Here is a 20,939-nt window from a genome sequence, read left to right on the forward strand (position 1 = left end):
TACCGCGTTCGCGTTGAAACTCCGGCGCCTGGAAGGCCAATTGGCTGTGCCGGGAACAGCCGGCCCGGTCGGCACGGTTACATCGACCGAGGGACCGGCGCCGTACGGGCGGGGGGACGCGGAGACTGCAAGGGGGCCGCCCCGCCAGGATCCGGGCCCCAGGATCGCGGTACGCCCGCCGCGCACTCGGACCAACCCGTTTTTCTGCAGGAGGACTGTTTCATGATTGAGCAGCCGTTGACGCTCATGGCAGTGCACGCTCACCCCGACGACGAGGCCACCGGAACCGGAGGGGTCCTCGCGCGGTACGCGGCGGAAGGTATCCGCACGGTTCTCGTGACGTGTACCGACGGCGGTTGCGGTGACGGACCGGCGGGTGTCAAGCCGGGCGATCCCGGGCATGATCCGGCGGCCGTTGCCCTGATGCGCCGCCAAGAACTCAAGGCGAGCTGTGACGTACTGGAGGTCAGCGATCTGGAGCTGCTGGACTATGCCGACTCCGGGATGATCGGCTGGCCGAGCAATGACGCCCCCGGATCCTTCTGGCGGACCCCCGTGGAGGAAGGCGCGGCCCGACTCGCGGAACTCATGCGGCACTACCGACCCGATGTGGTCGTCACCTACGACGAGAACGGCTTCTACGGCCACCCCGACCACATCCAGGCCCACCGCATCACGATGGCGGCGCTGGAGATGACCGCGCTGACACCGAAGGTGTACTGGACCACGATGCCCCGCTCGATGATGCAGCGGTTCGGGGAGACCATGCGCGAGTTTCGTGGGGACATGCCTGAACTGGATCCTGCCGAGGCCGCCGCGATGGCCGAGATCGGCCTGCCCGACGATGAGATCACCACGTGGGTGGACACCACCGCGTTCAGCGGTCAGAAGTTCGATGCGCTGGCCGCGCACGCCAGTCAGGGCGAGAACATCTTCTTCCTCAAGATGGGCAAGGAGAGGTTCGGCGAGTTGATGGGCATGGAGACCGTCGTACGTGTCAAGGACGCCACTGGCGCGGCCGTACCCGAGAACGATCTCTTCGCCGGACTTCGCTGATCCGCTGTGTGTCGTCATTACCGCGTTGGCGCCGGCGTGGACTGGACAGTTCACCAGTCGGGTGGCGGCCAGCACAGCACTGGGGCTCCTGCCCGCAGTCGGGCTGCCCACGATGGCCCGAACGTCGCAGAGCGGGATCCGTGAGTGGCGCAACTCGCCATGGACAGGCTGCTGTTTGCGGGTGTGCTTTGGGCCGCTTCGGCGCCGCCTCCTTTGCCGTCCACTTGACCGTGCTGCGTGAAGACGCAGGACTCTCGGTCCGGCCAGTTGGTGGCAACCTTCTCGGGAGGACCCTCGGGTTGTCTATCGAACTCACCGTCGCTGAACCCACGTCCCGGCTGGTTCCGATCACGGGCGAGGAGTAGTCCACCGCGGGCTCAAAGGATTCTGGCGACGACGAAGCGGCCCCCGCTGCCCGGACTCGATCCGGGCGGCGGGGGCCGCTTCGTGCATTGAGGTGATCAGTTCGACTTCAGCTGGCGAGGACGTGGGCAGGGCGGCACTGCCAAGACGTACACCTACGACGATCAGGACAGCCGACCTCACACGTACGTTCGACGCGTCAGTGACCACGGTCCAGTGGGTCAGTACCGCCTACCTGCCGGCCATCGCGATGGCCATCCCGGCGACCGGCCGTCTCGCCTAACGTTTCGACACCCGAGCCACGTGGATGTTCTCGCTCAGCGCCTTCCTCGCCGGTTCGGTTCTGTGCCGGGCCGCCTGGTCGATGGCAAGCCTGATCGCGTTCCCGGCCCTCCAAGGCATCGGCGGCGGCGTGATTGTGCCGCTGAGCATGACGATCCTGACTCAGGCGGCTCAGCCCGAGCAGCACGGACGGGTGATCGGCATCGTGGCCGTGCCCGGACAGGTCGCCCCCGTTGCGGGACCGGTGATCGGCGGTCTGCTCGTCGGCGCCGTCGGCCGGCGCTCGCGGCCATCGTCCGCCGCGTCCGGTCCCCGGCAGGCGCTGGACACGGCCCGCCGGGGCTGGGAAAGCAGCCAGGCCGCTCCCCACCCCCGATGCTCTCTTCCCCTCATTGACGACAAGGAGGGGAAGAGAGGAGGGGTGACGATGCTTCAGCGGACCTGAAAGAGGTGCTGAACTCGACGAACGCGGGAGTTCACCACCACTGACACCAAAGCAGGAGGTCGTGCCTGCCCCCGTTTTGGCTCACCTGCCGCGATCCTGTCACTTCCGGTCGAAGGAGAGCCATGTACCGGCGAGGTCCTGCTGGCCCGCCCCGGGCTTGGACCAGTCGCAGACACCGTCCGCGAAGATCGCCTTCAGATCCTTGAACTGGCCGTCGGTCACCGGCACTCGGTAGTCGGAGCGGATCACGGGACGCTTGCGGCACTTGATGATGTCGTTGGCCACATCGGCTCCGGCGACCATCCGCGGCGACGTCCACACCGGGTAGAGGGTGTTGCACTCGGTGTTGTCGATGCCCTCGACCTGAGGCTCCGCGATCTTCTTCGCACCGATGCCGCGGCTCCAGCAGGCGTCCGTGAGACCCTGCGGCCGGTGGCGGACGATCTTCTCGATAGGGGCGTCGTTGCCGGCGTCTCCCTTGATGCCGGTGAGCCACTGGTCCATGTCGGACAGCATCCCGGCGAGAGTGAATCCGTGCCCATTGGAGCGGGTGAGCATGACCTGGTTGGCGTGGGTGCCGTTGGCCTTGTCCAAGCGCGCCCGGGTGGAGAAGGAGTGGAAGCGCATGTGCATGTCGCCGGCCGACGCGTCGTCCGTGTAGTCGCGGTAGTCGATGATCGGAATGTCGGCGAGGCCGGCACCGCCGTTCAGCATGCGGCCCGTGCGGTAGGCCGTCCGCACCGCCTTGAGATCGGCGACGGTGCGCTCCGCGGCGGGCTTGGCGTCGTCGTCGAGGCCGCCGATGCGCCGGTTCAGGTCGATGAACTGGTCCATGTCGATGGTCCCCTTGTTCAGGGCCTCAAGTCCGTACTGGATACCGGTGTTGTCGAGCGGCCTGCGCGCCTTCCCGGTCTCCGGCACCTCGCCGTAGACGTTCACGGTGTGACTGTAGACGTCACAGCGGGCACCGTCCGGGTTGGTGTCGGGGTCGTAGCGCTGCCCCTCGGGCAGCTGGGGCGGGCAGAACACCGTGGGGTCGATACGGCCGCCGGCCCTGGCCAGGCTGCCGATGCTCTCCCACTTCCCGAACCCTGAGACCGCCCTCTGCTGCTCCTTGGTGAACGCGTCCGGCGCGACTTCCTTGAAGTAGTGGTTCAGGAGCTGGGCGTCGCTGAGCGTCTGAATCGTCCCGAAGCCGACGTCGGGGAAGCTGCAGCCGGAGAGGATGCCGTCCAGCAGACCCGGGTAGTTGTCGGCGATCTGGTGGGTCTGGTACGAGCCGCCGGAGCAGCCGTTTCCGATGGTGAAAGCAGGCTCGCCGTACGTCTCCACGAAGCGTTCCTTGACCATGCTCATCGTCTCGGCGGCCAAGAGGTCGTTGCAGTTGTTGCCGAAGACGTTCAGCGTGGACGATGCGACGCCATAGCCCTTGCTCAGATACGTGTCGTTCATGATGCCGACGGTGTTGCGGCCCTGGACGTACCAGCCGCCGTTGCAGCCCCCGCCGAAGCCGTACACGAGGCGCCCGTTCCAGCCCGGCCCACGCTGCAGCGGGTCGGGGGTACCGGCGTTCGGGTCGTGCAGCACGGCCGTCTCGTAGATGCCGCGGTTGATGGTGCCGGTCTCGACGCGGACGATGTACGGGACCTTCCTGCCCGCACTCGTCGTGGCGGTCGCCAGGTCGGCGGGACGGACGTTCTCGTCGGGCAACGGAACGAACTTGCCGGCCGTGGTGCGATACATGTAGTCGACGCGGGTCTTGACCGAGCAGTCCTTGTCGATCGGCTGCCCCAGGGTGCCGCCGGCGACCGTCTTGAACTCGGCGGTGTCACAGACGAACGGCTGCTCGTGCGGCCCGGCGAAGACCGGCCCCGTAATGGGATGGTTCTTCACGGTCAGCTGTCCGGAGCCCGCGCCCTGAGCCCTGGCCGTGAGCCTGTTGTCGCCCTTGGACAGCTCCTTCACCACGCCCATCAGCGCATTTTCGCCGGAGGGCCGGAAGTTCGAGGTCACGTCCCGGCCCTCCACCTCGATCCGGACCTTGTCGGCCGCTACGGAGGCGGGCACCTCCACACGGATCAGGGCGTCGTCTCCCGACACCGTGCCGGGCCGCGACGACACGACCGACACCTGCAGCTTCTCGCGTTCCTGGCTGCCGGCCGGGGTCGCCGACGCGCCTATCAGCACGCCCATGAACGCTACGCCGGCAAGGCCCAGTTCGACCGGTCTCGCGGCTCCTCTGAACAGCACGACGGAACTCGCCTCACTTTCTGGAGTGGGAATACGTACTTGGTGTGCAGACGCGGGCTGTGGGCCCGCCGGGGCAGTGATACGAATGCCCCGTTGTCATGGTGTGCGGCTTCCCAGCCAGTAACCGGAAGGGGACCCGCTCGTTGTCCGGTCTCCTGTTCGGTACCGGATGGGACACAAGGGTTGTACGCGGCTTTCCATTGCGCAGGGGCGGGCCCGCGTTGCGGACCGGCCCTGCCCGACTACCAGTTGGTGAACGCCCCGTCCGCCGTGCGCAAGTGCGGGCGCTCGGCCGCCGCGGCCTGGCACCGGCGCGCCGCTTCCCGGTCGATGTCGACGCCGATGCCGGGCAGTTCGCTCAGCTCCACCCGACCGGGCAGGATCGTCGGCCGCGCGGTGAAGAGATCGGCGATGGCCGGATCGGGGTCTGTCTGGTGCTCCTGGATCGCCACATTGGGGCAGGCCAGGTTGAGTTGGAGCGAGGAAGCGGCGGTGACCGGGCCGAGCGGGTTGTGGGTGGCGAGCTTGATGTGGTGGGTCTCCGCCATCGCCGCGATCTTCCTCGCCTCGGTCAGGCCCGCGGCCACCCCGACGTCCACGCGCGCGTAATCGATGAGATCGTCCTCGATGAGTGTTCTGAACTCCCATTTGGAGCCGTACTGCTCACCTGCGGCCAGTGGCACGCCAGTACGGGTCCGCAGCATGCGGTAGCTGTCCGGGTTCTCACAACGCAGCGGGTCCTCGACGAAGTACGGGCGGGCCGCCTCGACCTCCCGGCACAGGGTCAGCGCCTCCGGCGGATCCAGGCGCGTATGGACGTCAAGGATCAGCTCCACCTCGTCGCCGACCGCGTCCCGCACCTGGTGGAAGAGGTCGACCGAGTCGCGCAGGCAGCGGCGGGCGTCGAGCGTGCCGTCGGCGTCGTGCGGCGAGGCGAACCGCAGGTGACGCCAGCCCTCGGCGACCAGGTCGCGGCAGCGGTCCAGGAACCATGCGCGGTCGTGGTAGCCGTCGCCGACATGCACATAGGCGGGTACGTGATCACGCACCCGGCCCCCGAGAAGTTCATGCACCGGTACGCCGAGCGCCTTGCCGCGGATGTCCCAAAGCGCCACGTCCACCGCTGCGATGGCGGCGCCGAGTACGCGGTCGGCGGGAAAGAACCCACGCCGGAACATCACCTGCCAGAGGTGCTCGATCCGTCGCGGGTCCTCGCCGACGATCAGCTCCGCGAGGTGCTCGAGGCCGCCCGCGACCGCCCGTTGGCGCGACCTGATGCCGACCTCGCCCAAGCCGTGGATGCCCTCGTCGGTGTCGACCACGACCAGCATCATGCTGTCGCCGTGGTCGGGGAGAGTCAGCACTTCCAGGCCGGTGATCTTCATGCCACTCCTCTATGAAAACGTTCCCGCAATTTCAGCATCGTTCTTGAGAACACATCATCGGCAGCAGTCGAGTCGAAGCACAAGACCCATGCATCCAGAAGGCTTTCCTCAATGAAATAGTCCTGACGCACGTCTTGACACGCTCTGGGAACGTTCGCAAACATCAACCGCATTCGCAGGATCCAGATGCGAGACAACCGGGGTCCCCCGGCTCAAGACGACGAGGAGGCCGTCCGTGGCAGTCACGATCCGGGAGGTGGCGAGCGCCGCAGGCGTCTCGGTGTCGACGGTGTCCCGTGCGTTCACCGCACCCGACCAGGTACAGCCGACGACGCGGCAGCGCATCCTCGACGCCGCGGCCAAGCTCGGCTACTCCCCCAACCCGGCGGCCCGTTCACTACGCGGCGGCGGCACCGGAACACTCGGCCTGATCGTCCCGGACATCGCCAACCCGTTCTTCCCGCCGATCATCAAGGCGCTGCAGGCCCGCGCCCGGCACCTGGGTTACACGGTCCTGGTCGCCGACAGCGACGAGCGCGAGGCGGACGAGCTGGCCGCCATCGCGGCCGTATCGAAACGGGTCGACGGCCTGATCCTGTGGGCCTCCACCCTCACCGAGGGCCGGCTCCATGAACTCGCGGGCCAGATGCCGCTGGTTGTGGTGAACCGTCATGTGCCGGGCATCCCCGAGGTCCGGATCTCGCTGTCCGCCGGCATCGCACAGGCAGCCGAACAGTTGAAGGCGTACGGCCATCGGCGCTGCGTCTTCATCAACGCGTCCCGCGCCGAGCTGAGCCGCGGCAAGTCCATCCAGGAGTCCTTCAAAGCGCTCGACCTCTCCCTGTCCGAGCTCGGCCCGTACGAGCCGCGGTTCGAGACGGGGGTGCACGCCGCCACCCTCGTCGCCGCCCACGACGCGACGGCCGTGATCGCCCACAACGACCTGGTCGCCCTCGGCGTGCTGCACCAGATGGCCAACCTCGGCGTGAGCGTGCCGCGCGACGTCAGCGTCATCGGCATCGATGACACGCTGCTCGCCTCCGTCTCCACCCCCAGCCTCACCACGATCAGGATCGACCCCGAAGAGATCGCCACGCGCGCGGGGGACCTCCTGATCGAGACAATCGCGAGCTCAACCGGCAGCGCTGGGCCGGGACTTGAAGTCACTTCCCGCTTCGTGGAAATCGGCTCCCGCCTGATCCCCCGCGCCTCGACGGGACCCGCACCCGCCCACTGATCCACGGCGCACACCACACAACAAGCAAAACACGGCACTGCACCGCACCGAGCCCACTCCTGCCCTTCTTGGAGCCGTTATGCCCAGAAACTCCCGCTGTGCGGCCATACTTGGCTGCATGGCACTGACCGCGACCCTTGCGGGCTGTTCCTCCCTCACCCCGAGCAGTGCCGGCGGGGACGGCGATCTCGTGCTGCGGGTGCAGGGCATGCCGCCGGCCACCGACAAGCCGGGGGTCGCCCTGTTCAAGAAGCAGGTGGCCGACTTCGAGAGGGCCAACCCGGGCATCAGGATCAAGGGTTCGACCACGGTCTTCGACCCGCTGACGTTCTCCGCGAAGCTGTCCGGCGGCAATGTCGAGGACGTCATCAAGGTGCCGCTGACCGAACCGCAGCGGCTCATCCAGCAGAAGCAGGTGCAGCCGATCACCGGGCAGCTCAAGGAGTGGAAGCACTTCAAGGAGTTCAACCCCCAGGTCCTCCAGCCACTCACCGACAGCGCCGGCGACGTGTACGGCGTACCGCAGAATCCGTACGCCCAGGGCCTGGTCTACAACCGCGAGCTCTTCGAGAAGGCCGGCCTCGACCCGGACAGACCGCCGGCCACCTGGGCCGAAGTCCGCACAGCCGCCAAGAGGATCAGCGACAGTACCGGCAAGGCGGGCTTCGTCCACGAGTCCAAGGACAACCAGGGCGGCTGGCAACTGACGATGCTGTCGTACGCCTTCGGTGGCGAGCTGGAGACGGAGCAGGGCGGCAAGTACGCCGCCACGCTCACCGGGGAGCCGACGAAGAAGGGGTTGCGACTGCTCAAGGACATGCGCTGGAAGGACGATTCGCTCGGCAGAACCCTGCTCAACAATCAGAACGACGTGATCAAGCAGTTCGCTGCCGGGCAGGTCGGCATGTTCATGGGCAGCCCGGGGACGTACCGACTGGCGAAGATGCAGTTCGGCATGGAGAACACCGACGCCTTCGGAGTGGCTCCGATGCCGCAGTCCGGCGGCGATGCGACACTCACCGGCGGCGACATCTACATGGTCCCGAAGTCCGCCGACAAGAAGCACGCGGCAGCGGCCGTCGAGTGGCTGACCTTCGCCTACGCCAAGCCGCAGTACAGCACCGACATCGCCGCCGAGCAGGCCAAGGCGCTCTCCGCCGACCCGAAGTCCGCGGTGGGTGTGCCGACGCTTCCGGTCTTCGACAAAGAACGGCAGACCGAGATCGACGCAGCGATCAAGCCGTACGTCAATGTGAAGCTGCAGAACTTCAAGCCGTACATCGACGGTCTCTCCTCGTTGAAGCTGAAGCCGGAGCCGCCGTTCCAGGCGCAGAAGCTGTACACCGTGCTCGACCCGGTGGTCCAGGCTGTGCTCACCAAGCGCGATGCCGACATCGACTCCCTGCTGGCCTCGGCCGAGAAGGACGTCAATGCCAAGCTCGCCGCGGACCAGAAGTAGTCGGCCCATGGCCCTGCTCACTCCGTCCCGGCGCCCGGCCGCAGTGGCCGAGAAGCCCGTGCCGCGAACCCTGCCGCAGCGGCGGCGTGGCACCGGCTCCCGCAAGCAGTTCACGGCCTGGCTGTTCCTCGTCCCCGCGCTGCTGGTCTTCGGGCTCTTTGCCTGGTGGCCGATCGTGCGCAGCCTGCTGCTCAGCTTCCAGAAGACCAACCTCGTCGAGCCCGCGGTCTGGGTCGGCCTGGACAACTTCCGTACCCTGTTCGACGATCCGCTGCTCGGCACCGCCGTCGGGAACACCCTGTTCTTCGTGGTCCTCGGCCTGCTGATCGGCTTCCCGGCGCCGCTGATCCTGGCCGCGATCATGTCGACGGTGCGGCGCGGCGCGGGCGTCTACCGCTTCCTGGTGTATCTGCCGGTGGTCATCCCGCCAGTGGTGGCGATCCTGCTCTGGAAGTGGTTCTACGACCCCGGGAGCGGGCTCTTCAACAACGTCCTCGGCAAGGTCGGGCTCGGCCCGTACTCGTGGCTGGAGTCCTCCGGCAGCGCCATGCTCTCGCTGGTCCTGGAGGCCACCTGGGCGGGCATGGGCGGCGCCGTCCTGATCTACCTCGCGGCGATGGTCGGCGTCCCCGGCGAACTCTATGAGGCCGCCGAGGTGGACGGCGCCGGGATTTGGCGGCGGATCTGGCATGTGATGCTGCCGCAACTCCGGTCTGTCATCGGACTGTTGCTGCTCGTCCAGCTGATCAACACGGTGCAGGTCTTCACCGAGCCGTACGTCTTCACCGGCGGCGGACCCGAGAACTCCACCCTCACGGTCCTGCTGCTGATTTTCCGGTACGCCTTCCAGGACGGCGAGTACGGCCAGGCCGCCGCGCTCTCCTTCCTGATGGTGCTCGCCCTCGCCCTGCTCTCCGCGGTGTATCTGCGGGCCACCCGCAGCTGGAGCACGTCATGACCACGCTCACCACCTTCGTCTCCACCAACGACCGCCGACGCCCCGGCGTACGCGCCGCAGTGCGCTCCACCCAGGCGTTCGCCCTGATCCTGCTGCTGCTCATCGGCATCGGACCGCTGTACTGGATGGTCAAGGGTGCGGTCTCAACGCCCACCGAGCTCACCACTCAGCCCCTGGCCCTCTGGCCGGACCGGCCGGCCCTGGGCAACTTCTCGGCGGCGTACACCGATCTGAGTGTCGGCCGCTATCTGATGAACACCTTCCTGGTGGTCGGCGGATCGTGGTTCGTGCAGCTCTTCGTCTCGGCCACGGCGGGCTTCGCCCTGTCGGTGCTCAGGCCGAGGTTCGGCAAGGCTGTCTACGGGGCGATCCTCGCGACGATGTTCGTGCCGTACACGGTGAACATGGTCAGCCTCTTCATGACCGTGATCGATGTGCCGTTCCTCCACCTCAACCTGGGCGACACCTACTGGGCGATCTGGCTGCCGGCCGGCACGAACGCCTTCACGGTGCTCCTGGCCAAGCAGTTCTTCGACGCCCTGCCGAAGGAGCTGTTCGACGCGGCGCGGGTCGACGGGGCGAGTACCTGGCAACTGCTCACCAAGATCGTGCTGCCCATGAGCAAGCCGGTGCTCGCCGTGATCAGTCTGCTCGCGGTGATGCACTCCTGGAAGGACTTCATCTGGCCGCTGGTGGCCATCACCGACCCCGAGAAGCAGCCGATCAGTGTCGCTCTCGCCCAGCTCGCCACACAGGCTCCGCAGGACCAGCTGATCGCCGCGATGGTGCTCGCCGTCGCCCCGCCGGTGCTCGTCTTCGTCGTCTGCCAGAAGTACATCGTCGCCGGGCTCGGCTTCACCGGAGTCAAGGGCTGAGTTCCACCGGAGCCAACGGCCGAGCCCTCAACTTCCCCACCACATCTTCCGCTTCGGAGCCTTCGGAGCATCCCGACCAAGAGAAGGGCACCTCCATGTCAGTCGCCCGCCGCAGATTCATCCAGGGCACGGCTGTCGCCACCGGCGCCGCACTGCTGCCGACCAATCCCGCGTACGCAGCGGCCCCGGTCACCATCGAAGCCGACGGCATCACCCTGATCGGCCGTAGCGACGGCAGCGTCCTCGTGCAGGACGGTGCGGGCGCCGACCGCATCCTGCTCAACCACTTCATGATCAAGGACAGCGCTTTCGGCCAGCAGCGCACCTTCGGCGGTTCGCCCGCCCGGATCACGCTCCCCGACGGGCGGCCCGCGATTCAGGTCACGTACACGATGTCGAGCGGCGTGTCCGGAGTCACGGTGCGCGGCACCTTCGACGTCACCCCTCACAAGGCACACATGAAGTGGGAGGTCAGCGGCTCCAGCACACTCACACCGGCCGGCTTCATGTTCTCCCGCACGGTGTACGAGGCGAGCGCGGCGGAGTCGTACGAAGCGCTGACCGTCTGGGAGCGGGACGCCCGAGGCGGCATTCCGTACGAGGTGAACGCGGGCGGCGCGTACGTGGAGACGTGGGCGGGATCGCAGGGCTTCTTCTGCCTTTCGTCCACCAACCCGGCGAGCACGAATGCCACATGGCTCCATTCCCCCGGCACCTCGACCGGCGCGAGCACCGCGGTGACCGAGGCCGATCTGGTCCTCGGTGATCTGCGGCCGCGCGGGGCGGGAGCGCTCGCTGCCAAGAGGCCCCTCGGCGTGGAGGTGTGGACCGACCAGCCGTTCAACCTCTACAAGGCGGCCGGGCAGACGATGACGCTCAAGGCACAGGTCGTCAACGGCTCCGCCGCGGCCAGGACGGTGACGCTCACCTGGTGGGCGCGGGACTTCGGCGGCAAGAAGATCGCCGGTGGAACGCTCTCCAAGAGCCTCGCGGCGGGCGCCGCCTGGAACGCTTCCTTTCCTCTGACCTCGCCCTCGCAGAACATCGTGTTCACCGAGGTGGAAGCGGTCAGCGGCAATGACAAGGCGCTGGCCCGCACGAATCTGAGCGTGCTCCCGGAGTTCACGTACAAGGCGGGCAAGGAGTCGATGTTCGGCCTCGCCAACTACCCCTGGCTGCTCAAGCCCGGCAAGGACGCCGTACTCGGCCTGGTCAGGACGCTCGGCATCAAGTGGATCCGCATCGCCTACGCAGGCGCCCCGGGCATCGACACCGCGACTCTGGACGCGAACGGCATCGGGCACAACGTGGAGCTGAGCGGCATCCCCGTGGGCGGCAGTCCGGAGCAGGTCGCGGCCTGGGCCGACACGAATGTCGCCAAGGCCCTGGACGCCGAGGCCGCGTACTTCGAGGTGAGCAACGAGGTCAACCAGCCCTGGATGTCGGGCCGCGGCGCCGACGCCTACGTCAGGGACGGTCTGCGCCAGGTCACCACGCGCCTCGACGCGGCGGGCTCGCGGATGAAGGTCATGAACGCCGGCCTCGGCGGCATGGACTACGTATGGACCAAGAACTTCCATGACGCGGGCGGCTGGGGTCTCATCGACGCCTTCGCCTTCCACCCCGGTCGCGGCAACTTCACCCCCGACTTCGCACCGCCGCCCGAGGAGTGGACGCAGGGTTCGTCCGGCACGTACTGGAACTTCCTCGGCGCACTGCGCAAGGCGAACCAGGTCCTGGAGGAGTACGGCGGCGACAAGGAGCTCTGGCTCACCGAGGCGTACGCACCGACCCGGCCCAACGCGTGGTGGAGCGACACCTACCGGCACGCCGCCGAGAACACGCTGCTCACGCTCGCCCTCGCCAAGTCCGAGAAGGTACGCGCCGTCAACTGGTACCAGCTGCACGACTCGACGATCCACCACCCCCAGGAGGCCGACCCGGCCAACCCCGAGTACCACTACGGCCTGATGAACCGCGACACGAGCGCCAAGCCCTCGCTCCTTGCCTTCGCGACCGCCGCCCGGGTCCTGGACGAGGCCGAGTTCGTCCGGCATCTCGCCTTCGCGGACCAGGACATCAAGGGGCTCCTCTTCACCACTCCCGGCGGACCGGTGTCGATCATCTGGAGCCGCAAGGACGGGTACATCCTCAACCCTGAGCACGGCGAGGATCCTTGGTACGCATCGCCCGAACCATGGATCGACACCTGGACGACCAAGACCACGGTCGTGGCCCACTCCGGGACGGTCGACGGCAGGGTGCGGGAGCTGAACTGCATCGGTCAGGAGCGCTCTCTGAAAGCCTCCGACGGCAAGGTCACCCTCACTCTCGACGGTGCCCCGCGCGTCTACTACGGTCTCGCCGCCAATCCCGACTGGAAGTAGGTGACGTACGACATGAGGAATGAAACCGCACGGCACGACGTCACCGTCGTCGGCGGCGGCCTGGCCGGGGTCTGCGCGGCGATCGCCGCGGCCCGGCTCGGCCGAAGCGTCGCGCTGATCAACAACAGGCCGGTGCTCGGCGGCAACGCGAGCAGCGAGGTCCGGGTCTGGGTGTGCGGCGCGACCGGCCACGGCAAGAATCACCATGCCCGCGAGGGCGGCATCATGGGCGAGTTGCTCGTGGAGAACCAGTTCCGCAACCCGGACGGGAACCCCTATTACTGGGATGCCGTGGTCCTGGACGCCGTGCGCGCCGAGCCCGGCATCACGCTCTACCTCAACACCGACGTGCGCGAGGTCGACGCCGAAGGTCCGGACGAGGCCCGGCGGATCACCTCGGTCACCGGCTGGATGATGGGCTCGGAACGGCGGATACGTTTCGAGAGCTCGCTCTTCCTCGACTGCACGGGAGACGGCCTGATCGGCCACCTGGCGGGCGCACACCACCGCATTGGCCGGGAATCGCGCGCCGAGTACGACGAGGCATGGGCTCCGGAGACGGCCGACGACATCACTCTGGGCTCAACTCTCCTCTTCTATACGAAGGATGCCGGTCACCCGGTCAAATTCGTTGCTCCGGACTTCGCCAAGGACATCACCCGGACCTCCATCCCGCAGCGCCGCATCATCAAGGCGGGCGACAACGGCTGTGCGTACTGGTGGATCGAGTTCGGCGGCGAGCTCGACACCGTCCACGACAACGAACGCATCCGCGACGAACTGTGGTCGGTGATCCACGGCATCTGGGACCACATCAAGAACTCCGGAGAGTTCGACGCGGCGAACATGACCCTGGAGTGGGTGGGCTCGGTCCCCGGTAAACGGGAGTACCGGCGCTTCCTCGGCGACTACGTCCTGCACCAGGGCGACATCCTCGGCCAGACCGAGTTCTCCGACCGGGTTGCTTTCGGCGGCTGGTCGATCGACCTGCATCCGCCGCAGGGCATGTTCGCCACCGAGGCAGGGGCCAGACAGCTCTACGCGGACGGCATTTACCACATTCCGTACCGCAGCCTCTACTCGGTGAACACCGAGAACCTGCTCTTCGCCGGGCGCAACATCTCCGCCAGCCATGTCGCCTTCGGCTCGACCCGCGTCATGGCGACCTGCGCCACGATCGGACAGGCGGCCGGCACGGCGGCGGCACTCTGCGCCACCGGAGATGTCACCCCGCGCGAACTCCCCATACCCGAGCTGCACCGGGCGCTGCTGCGCCAGGATGCCTCGCTCATCGGCCTCGCCTCGACGGACCCGGAGGACCTGGCCCTGCGGGCGAGGGCCACCGCCTCATCCACCTTGACCGGCCTGGCAGTCGAGGACTCCGACGCGCTGTGGCCGCTCGCGGCGGACGCCGGACTCGTCCTCCCTGCGGACCCGGACCTCTCCGGGGTGGAACTGCTCGTCGACGCCGACCGCGACACCGAGATCGTGATCGATCTGTACGACCCCGAACTCGGCCAGAACTACGTCCCGCGCCGCCTCGTCACCTCCACCACTCTGCCCGTCGCCGCCGGTGCCCGGCAGTGGCTCAAGACGGGCCTGGACTGGTCTCCCGAAACCCCGCGCAACGCCTTCCTGGTGGTCCGCGCCAACGACGCCCTCGCTCTGCACCGCTCCGACCGCCCGACCCCCGGCGTCCTGTGCTTCACGCGCGTCCCCCTGCGCCCGTCGGACGAATCGCCGCAGCCGCTGCGCGAGTGGACGGACATGGGTCTGCTGCGCCGCACCTTCTGCCTCCGAACAGGAGAGACCGCGGCCTACTCCCCCGCCAAGGCCACCGACGGCTATGCCCGCCCGTACGCGGGACCGCACATGTGGGTCTCCGCACCACTGGCGGACGTCCCTTCTCCCTGGCTCGAGTTGGCCTGGCCCGAACCGGTCGCTCTGGGCCGGATCGAGGTCATCGCCGACGACGACGTCAACGAGGACCTGATCAACTTGCACCACCACCGCACGCCCTTCGACACCCTCCCCACCCTCCTTCGCGACTACCGCGTCGAGGCACTGGATACTGACGGCACCTGGCGCGTCATCGCCCGTTCGACACAGAATCGGCGGCGACGCGAGACACACACGCCGGCGGAGCCGATCACCACATCGGCGATCCGGGTCGTCGTCGAAGCCACCAACGGGGCGGCGTCGGCGCACGTCGTCGCCGTGCGCGCCTACGAGTAGAAGCACCGACGCAGGAGAGTGACTGGATGGTCGGAAGAGCGATGGTCACCGGGGCCGCCGGGCGGATCGGGCGAGCAGTCCTCGCGCTGCTCGCCGAGCGCGGGATCGAGGCGAACGCCTTGGTCCTCGATGACCCCGGTGATCTCGCGGCGCGCCTGGTCGTGACCGGTGACGCGGCCGACGCGAAGACCGTGCGGGCGGCCCTGGAAGGCGCTGACGCGGTCATCCACCTGGCGGCGATCCCGACTCCCGCCCGCAACACCGCATTTGAGGTCTTCGCGGGCAACAGCCTCTCCACCTTCACCGTCCTGGAGGAGGCCGGCCGGGCCGGGATCCGGCATGCGGCGGTGGCAAGCTCCTGGGGTGTCACGGGCCTGCCCTGGACGGACGTCGAGGATCCGCATCCGCCGTACGCACCGGTCGATGAGGCAATGGCCTCCCAGGTTGCCGACCCTTACGGCCTGTCCAAACAGGTCGACGAGCTGACAGCACAGATGATGGCGCGGCGGCACGGGATGAGCGTGGTGTGCCTGCGCTATCCGTACGTGGGCGGATTCGAGGAACGGCTGCACGCCCACGCCGCCCGGCTCACGGCCGACCCGGCCGCGGGGGCAAGGGACCTGTGGACGTACCTCGAGGTCCATGACGCGGCGAGGGCCGCGCTGCTGGCCCTGGACGTACCCGGCCGTGCGGCGCACGCGGTACACCTCTGCGCCCCCGAGATCATCGTGCCGTACCCGACGGAAGAGCTGTTGCGCCGCTATCACCCCACCACCGTGCTGCGGCGCCCGCTGCCGGGTCGCGCGGCGCCGGTCGACACCTCGGCCGCGCGCAGGCTGCTGGGGTTCACGGCACAGAATCTCCTCGGCCACGGGGCGGTTCCGCCGAGTTGAGATCACGACGGCCGCCGCCCTCCCCATGGCGGGGAGCGGGACGTTTTCCGAGTTCGAGTGACGTCCGCGACGAATCCACCAAATCGTCGTCATCCGACCGAACTTGACGGTATCGGTGTGGCGGCCCTGAGCCGGCATGCAGTACGGGCGGAATTCACGGATACGGCTGGAACTCGCGCCCTGCACGCAGTCGATCCCTCTGTTCGCGGGCGCCCGCGAATGCTGCGCCATCACGCGCCGATCCGCTTCTCAGCGTCCTCTCAGCGGGCGTCGCCCAGACTGAAAGAGTCACCGGGAATGACCGCGCACCTTTCGCACCGGAAAGGGAGAATCCATGGCCTCCCACACCGCCGCCCCGCCCGTCGTTCCTACGGGAGACCGCACCACCTCGGGGGCGGCGGGCACCGTCGGCGGACTGAACCGTTTCTTCGAGGATGCCTGCGACCGCACGCCTTCGGCCGTCGCCCTCGAATGCGGCCCGCGCCGTCTGACCTACGCAGAACTCGACGCCCGAGCCGATCGAGTCGCCCGCCACTTGCGCCGTATCGGCATTGGCCCGGGCAGACGCGCGGCCCTGCTGCTGCCCCGGTCCGTGGACATGTACGTGTGCCTGCTGGGCGTCTGCAAGACGGGCGCGGCGTTCGTTCCCATCGACCCCGCCGCGCCGCCCGACCGGGTCGCCTTCATCCTGAGTGACGCGGGCGCCACCGCGGTGCTGACCACGTCCGCTCTCGCTGCCGGCGCCGCCTGGGCGGGGCTGCGCCAGGTGTGCCCGGTGATCGAGATCGATGCGTGCGCCGGATACCTCGACCCGCTGCCGTCCTCGCGCCCGGCCGCCGAGGAGCGGGGCGCGGACGATCCGCTTGCGTACATCATGTACACCTCGGGATCCAGCGGCAGGCCCAAGGGGGTGGAGATCGCTCAGTCGAGCATCTGCAACTTCCTGCGCGTCGTGTCCCCGATCTACGGCGTCCGGCCCCAGGACCGGGTGTATCAGGGCATGACCATCTCGTTCGACTTCTCCATCGAGGAGATCTGGCCGACCTGGACGGCCGGTGCCACGCTCGTTGCCGGACCGGACGGTCCAGGACGGCTGGGCGCCGAACTCGCCGACTTCCTGCAGAACCAGGACGTGACTGTCCTGTACTGCGTGCCGACGCTGCTGGCGACGATCCCGTACAGCCTTCCGCGGATCCGCAGCGTCGTCGTGGGCGGCGAAGCGTGCCCTGCCTCGCTCGTCGAACGATGGAGCAGGCCAGGACGGCGCATCCTCAACACCTACGGGCCGACCGAGGCCACGGTCACGGCAACCTGGCAGGAACTCCGGCCGGGCCGCCCGGTGACCATAGGCCGCCCCCTGCCGACGTACTCGGTCGTTCTCCTCGACGAGCGGCGCCGGCCCGTGCCGCAGGGAGCCGTCGGTGAGATCTGTCTGGGCGGTCCGGGCCTTGCCCGGGGCTACGTGGGCCGGCCGGACCTGACCGCCGACCGCTTCGTCGATCACCACCTGGCGCCCGGCGGCCGCCTGTACCGCACCGGGGACCTCGGGAGGATGACCGACGACGGGGAGATCGACTACCTCGGCCGGGCCGACGCCGAGGTGAAGATCCGCGGCTATCGCGTGTCGCTGGACGAGATCGACAACGTACTGCTGGAGGACTCCGGAGCGGCCCAGGCGGCCACCGCTCTTGTGGCCCGGGACAACGGGTACGACGGTGACCGCGTCCTGGCCGCCTACGTGGTGCGCGCCGGCGACGGCGTGATCCCTGACGACATCCTCGCCGGACGGCTGCACGAGCGCCTGCGCCGCTCGCTGCCCGCCTACATGGTGCCCTCGACACTGGACTTCCTCGACCGGCTGCCGGTCATGCCGAGCGGCAAGGCCGACCACACACGGATGCCCGCACCAACCGGCCGCCGGTTCATCGACACCGGCCGCGTGACGCCGGCCCGCGGCGAGTTGGAGACGACGGTGCGCGGCGCCTGGGCGCAGACGCTCGGCATCGCCCCCGAGGAGTTGTCGGCAGAGGCCGACTTCTTCACCGACCTCGGCGGTCACTCCCTGCTCGCCGCCCGTGCCGTATCGCTGCTGCGGGGTCAGGACGGCGGGACCGGCCCGACCCTGCGCGACCTGTACGAGAACCCGACCGTGCGTTCGTTCGCGGCACGTCTGCGTTCCTCGGCAAACGCGCCTCGCCCGATGGGTCGGGCCCGGCCCGCGCCCCTCCGGCACAGCCGCGCACGGATCGCGCGTGCCGGACTGGCCCAGGCGGCGGCGTTCTACGGGCTGCTGTTCCTGCTCACGGGACCGGTGGCCATCTCCTACGCGCTGAACCACGGCCGGACATCGGGCTGGGGGGCCGTCGTGTCGACGATCGCCGTGCTGGCCGGTTACACCACCATTCGCTGGCTCGTTCCCCTTGCCCTGGCACGACCGCTGGCGGCGGGCATCAGGCCCGGCCGGTACCCGCTGTGGGGAGCGACGTATCTGCGTGTGTGGGCGCTGGACGTGCTGCTGCACGACATCGGCCCCTTGCGGGTACTGAGCGGGTCCCCTCTGATGGGCCACTACCTGCGGCTTCTCGGCGCACGCATCGGCCCTGGCGCCACCATCGCCACCAGCTTCGTCGGCCTGCCCACACTGCTGCGCATCGACCGTGACGCCGCGATCGGCTACGGCGCCACGCTGCGCCCTTGGCAGGTCTCCGACGGATGGGTCACGGTCGCCCCGATCACCGTCGGAGAGCGGGCGTACGTCGGCGCCAACGCGGTCCTCGAACCCGGCGCGTGCCTGGGCCCCCGGTCCGGGCTCGGCGAGCAGTCCGTGGCAGGCCCCGACGAGGCGGTCCCCGCCGGGGCGCGCCGTGCCGGATCGCCCGCACGCCCGGTGGAGGCACTCTCCCCGCTCGTCGAGAAGATGCTGAGCACCGGGGCCGGGACGGACCGCTGGCACCCACGGCAGTTGGCCGCCGTCGTCCTCGGCCTGGCCATGCTCGAAGCGGCGGTGGTCGCCATGGCCCTGCCGGGCGTCGCCCTGTTCTGGTGGGCCTGGCTGTACGGCGGAGCAGCCGCCGGTCTGGTCGCATCCGCGTTGTCCGGCCCGCTCTTCGTGACCACGGCGTGCCTGATCGTCGCCGTCGGGAAGCGGGCGGTCCTGCGGAGGACACCCCCCGGGATCCACCCGGCCCGCTCGGCACTCGGCGTGCGCAAGTGGTTCGCCGACAAGTTGCTCGAGCACAGCCTCTTCCTCACCAGTTCGCTCTACGCCACGCTCTACACGGCCCCATGGCTGCGGCTGCTCGGCGCCCGCGTGGGCCGCAGCGCCGAGGTCTCCACTGCGGCACACATCGACCCGGACCTGCTCGACCTCGGCGACGGCAGTTTCGTCGCCGACATGGCCGGCATCGGCGTCGCCACTTTCGCGTTCGACCGCGTGGCATTCCTGCCCACCGAAGTCGGCCGGCGCGCATTCGTGGGCAACGCGGCGCTCGTTCCCGCCGGAACCCGGCTGGGCCCGGGCTCTCTGATCGGTGTGGGAACGGTGCCGTCCCTGGACCATGTGCCCGCCGACAGCACCTGGCTGGGCTCGCCCGCACTGCGGCTGCCGGTGCGCCAGAGCAGTGGGAATTTCCCCGAGGAACTGACCTTCCGGCCCACGCGCAGGGCGGTGCTCGTCCGCCTGGCCATCGAGTTCTTCCGCGCCACCGTGCCTGCCTCCGTGCTCGCCACCAGTGCCTGCCTCTACCTCCTGGTCCTGGCCGGCATCGCCGGCCGGACGGGGCCGCTGGTGCCGCTGCTCGTGTCGCCGCTCCTCGCCATGGGCGCCACGCTGGCCGTCATCGGGTACTGCGCGCTGGCCAAGTGGGTGGTCGCCGGACGGTACCGGCCGCGCGTCGAGCCCCTGTGGAGCCTGTTCGTGCGTCGTACGGAGTTCGTCACCGGCCTGTTCGAGGCGGCCGCGGTCCCGGCAGGTGTGGGTGTCCTGGCGGGGACGCCGTTCCTGCCCCCGGTGCTGCGCCGGTTCGGCGCCCGCATCGGACGGCGCACCTGGATCGGCACCACGTACCTCACCGAGTTCGACCTGGTGGAGATCGGCGACGACGCCGCGATCGGCCTGCACGTCTCACTGCAGACCCACCTGTTCGAGGACCGCGTGATGAAGATGTCGACGGTGACCGTCGGCCCCGGCACAAGCATCGGCCCGCGGACGATCGTGCTCTACGACGCGGTGGTGGGTGCCGGTGTCCGGCTCGGGGCACTGTCCCTGGTCATGAAGGGCGAGCGGCTGACGCCGGGAACGAATTGGCACGGGCTCCCCGCCGAAGGGCTCGGCATACCGCCCACCGTGCGGTCTGTGCCCGCCGGACCGACGAAGCAGGTGCGGTGAGGCTGCCATGGCAGCCGCCGATCCCCCGGCCGGGCACCGTCGCCTCGCTCTCGTCTACCGCGGGCCGGCTTCGCTGCCCGGCTGTCCCGAGGCGGTCGCCGGACTCCTCGCCTCCGGTCCGTGGGGTCTGGACGTCCGCTTCACCGGCCCGGACGAGACATGCCCGCTGTCAGCCGAGTCCTTGTCCCGCGCCGTGCTGTACGCCCAGCCCGGCGGGGGCACACTCGCCGCCGCCTGGCGAACCCTGCGTCGGCAGCGCCGAACGATCCGCGATTTCGTCCGCGGCGGCGGGCGCTATCTGGGCTTCTGCCTCGGCGGCTACCTCGCCGGGGTCACCCCGGGGTTTGGTCTCCTTCCGGGCGACACCGACCAGTACATCCGCTCTCCGGGGGCCGGAGTCCACGACGAGGGCAACACGTTGGTCCAGGTGACGTGGCGGGGTCGCCCGCGCACCGTGTTCTTCCAGGACGGCCCCCTCTTCATCCTCGAAGAGAACGCCGACGCGAGGATCCTTGCCACCTACGACAACGGCACCCCCGCTGCCCTCGTGACCCGGTTCGGCAGCGGTCCTGTGGCGGTCGCCGGACCACACCCGGAGGCCACGGATGACTGGTACACCGATCACTGCCTGCAGATTCAGCACACCCTGGACCTGGCCCTCGACCTGGTGGAAGCGGTGATGCAGGGGTGACACCACCGCCCGCCCTGTGGCTCGTGCGCGCGGACA

At 68.7% G+C, this 20,939-nt stretch carries 12 protein-coding genes and 1 pseudogene; 11 read left to right on the top strand and 2 right to left on the bottom strand.

The window, feature by feature from the left end; all coding sequences use genetic code 11:
* Window positions 1-222: 222 nt before the first annotated feature.
* On the top strand, window positions 223-1,056 hold the full coding sequence (locus tag ACFC79_RS17980; protein WP_376241150.1) for a PIG-L family deacetylase: 834 nt from the start codon (window positions 223-225) through the stop codon (window positions 1,054-1,056).
* A 658-nt stretch (window positions 1,057-1,714) separates the two neighbouring features.
* A pseudogene (locus ACFC79_RS17985) lies at window positions 1,715-2,146 on the top strand (MFS transporter); the annotation flags it as partial.
* A gap of 99 nt (window positions 2,147-2,245) precedes the next feature.
* Here the strand turns inward: ACFC79_RS17985 and ACFC79_RS17990 are convergent.
* Together ACFC79_RS17990 and ACFC79_RS17995 are read right to left on the bottom strand one after the other, a co-directional pair.
* On the bottom strand, window positions 2,246-4,396 hold the full coding sequence (locus ACFC79_RS17990) for a DUF6351 family protein (RefSeq protein ID WP_376241151.1): 2,151 nt from the start codon (window positions 4,394-4,396) through the stop codon (window positions 2,246-2,248).
* Window positions 4,397-4,638: 242 nt separating this feature from the next.
* The gene (locus ACFC79_RS17995; RefSeq protein WP_376241153.1) at window positions 4,639-5,781 is read right to left on the bottom strand and encodes a mandelate racemase/muconate lactonizing enzyme family protein; all 1,143 of its coding nucleotides are present in this window, start codon (window positions 5,779-5,781) and stop codon (window positions 4,639-4,641) included.
* Between the two features lie 235 nt (window positions 5,782-6,016).
* On the opposite strand from ACFC79_RS17995, the gene ACFC79_RS18000 reads away from it, so the two are divergent.
* From ACFC79_RS18000 to ACFC79_RS18040, 9 genes are all read left to right on the top strand, one after another.
* Window positions 6,017-7,018: a LacI family DNA-binding transcriptional regulator gene (locus ACFC79_RS18000; protein ID WP_376241155.1), complete on the top strand. Its 1,002-nt coding sequence runs from the start codon at window positions 6,017-6,019 to the stop codon at window positions 7,016-7,018.
* 118 nt (window positions 7,019-7,136) lie between these two features.
* Window positions 7,137-8,477, top strand: a complete 1,341-nt coding sequence (locus ACFC79_RS18005; protein WP_376241157.1) for an ABC transporter substrate-binding protein — start codon at window positions 7,137-7,139, stop codon at window positions 8,475-8,477.
* 7 nt (window positions 8,478-8,484) lie between these two features.
* On the top strand, window positions 8,485-9,435 hold the full coding sequence (locus ACFC79_RS18010) for a carbohydrate ABC transporter permease (protein ID WP_376241159.1): 951 nt from the start codon (window positions 8,485-8,487) through the stop codon (window positions 9,433-9,435).
* The gene (locus tag ACFC79_RS18015) at window positions 9,432-10,310 is read left to right on the top strand and encodes a carbohydrate ABC transporter permease (protein WP_376241161.1); all 879 of its coding nucleotides are present in this window, start codon (window positions 9,432-9,434) and stop codon (window positions 10,308-10,310) included. Before ACFC79_RS18010 ends, ACFC79_RS18015 begins: the two co-directional genes overlap by 4 nt.
* A gap of 95 nt (window positions 10,311-10,405) precedes the next feature.
* On the top strand, window positions 10,406-12,697 hold the full coding sequence (locus ACFC79_RS18020) for a hypothetical protein (protein WP_376241163.1): 2,292 nt from the start codon (window positions 10,406-10,408) through the stop codon (window positions 12,695-12,697).
* Window positions 12,698-12,709: 12 nt separating this feature from the next.
* A complete protein-coding gene (locus ACFC79_RS18025) occupies window positions 12,710-14,932 on the top strand; it encodes an FAD-dependent oxidoreductase (RefSeq protein ID WP_376241165.1) in 2,223 nt (740 codons plus the stop codon).
* A 26-nt stretch (window positions 14,933-14,958) separates the two neighbouring features.
* Window positions 14,959-15,825, top strand: coding sequence for an NAD-dependent epimerase/dehydratase family protein (locus tag ACFC79_RS18030; RefSeq protein ID WP_376241167.1), 867 nt, complete (start codon window positions 14,959-14,961; stop codon window positions 15,823-15,825).
* Window positions 15,826-16,159: 334 nt separating this feature from the next.
* Window positions 16,160-20,212 carry a Pls/PosA family non-ribosomal peptide synthetase gene (locus ACFC79_RS18035; protein ID WP_376241168.1) on the top strand — a complete coding sequence of 1,351 codons (4,053 nt, stop codon included), beginning with the start codon at window positions 16,160-16,162 and terminating at the stop codon, window positions 20,210-20,212.
* 7 nt (window positions 20,213-20,219) lie between these two features.
* On the top strand, window positions 20,220-20,903 hold the full coding sequence (locus ACFC79_RS18040; protein WP_376241170.1) for a BPL-N domain-containing protein: 684 nt from the start codon (window positions 20,220-20,222) through the stop codon (window positions 20,901-20,903).
* The last annotated feature ends 36 nt before the right edge of the window (window positions 20,904-20,939 follow it).

The organism is Streptomyces sp. NPDC056061, assembly GCF_042266885.1.
In the GTDB taxonomy this organism is placed as follows: Bacteria; Actinomycetota; Actinomycetes; order Streptomycetales; family Streptomycetaceae; genus Streptomyces.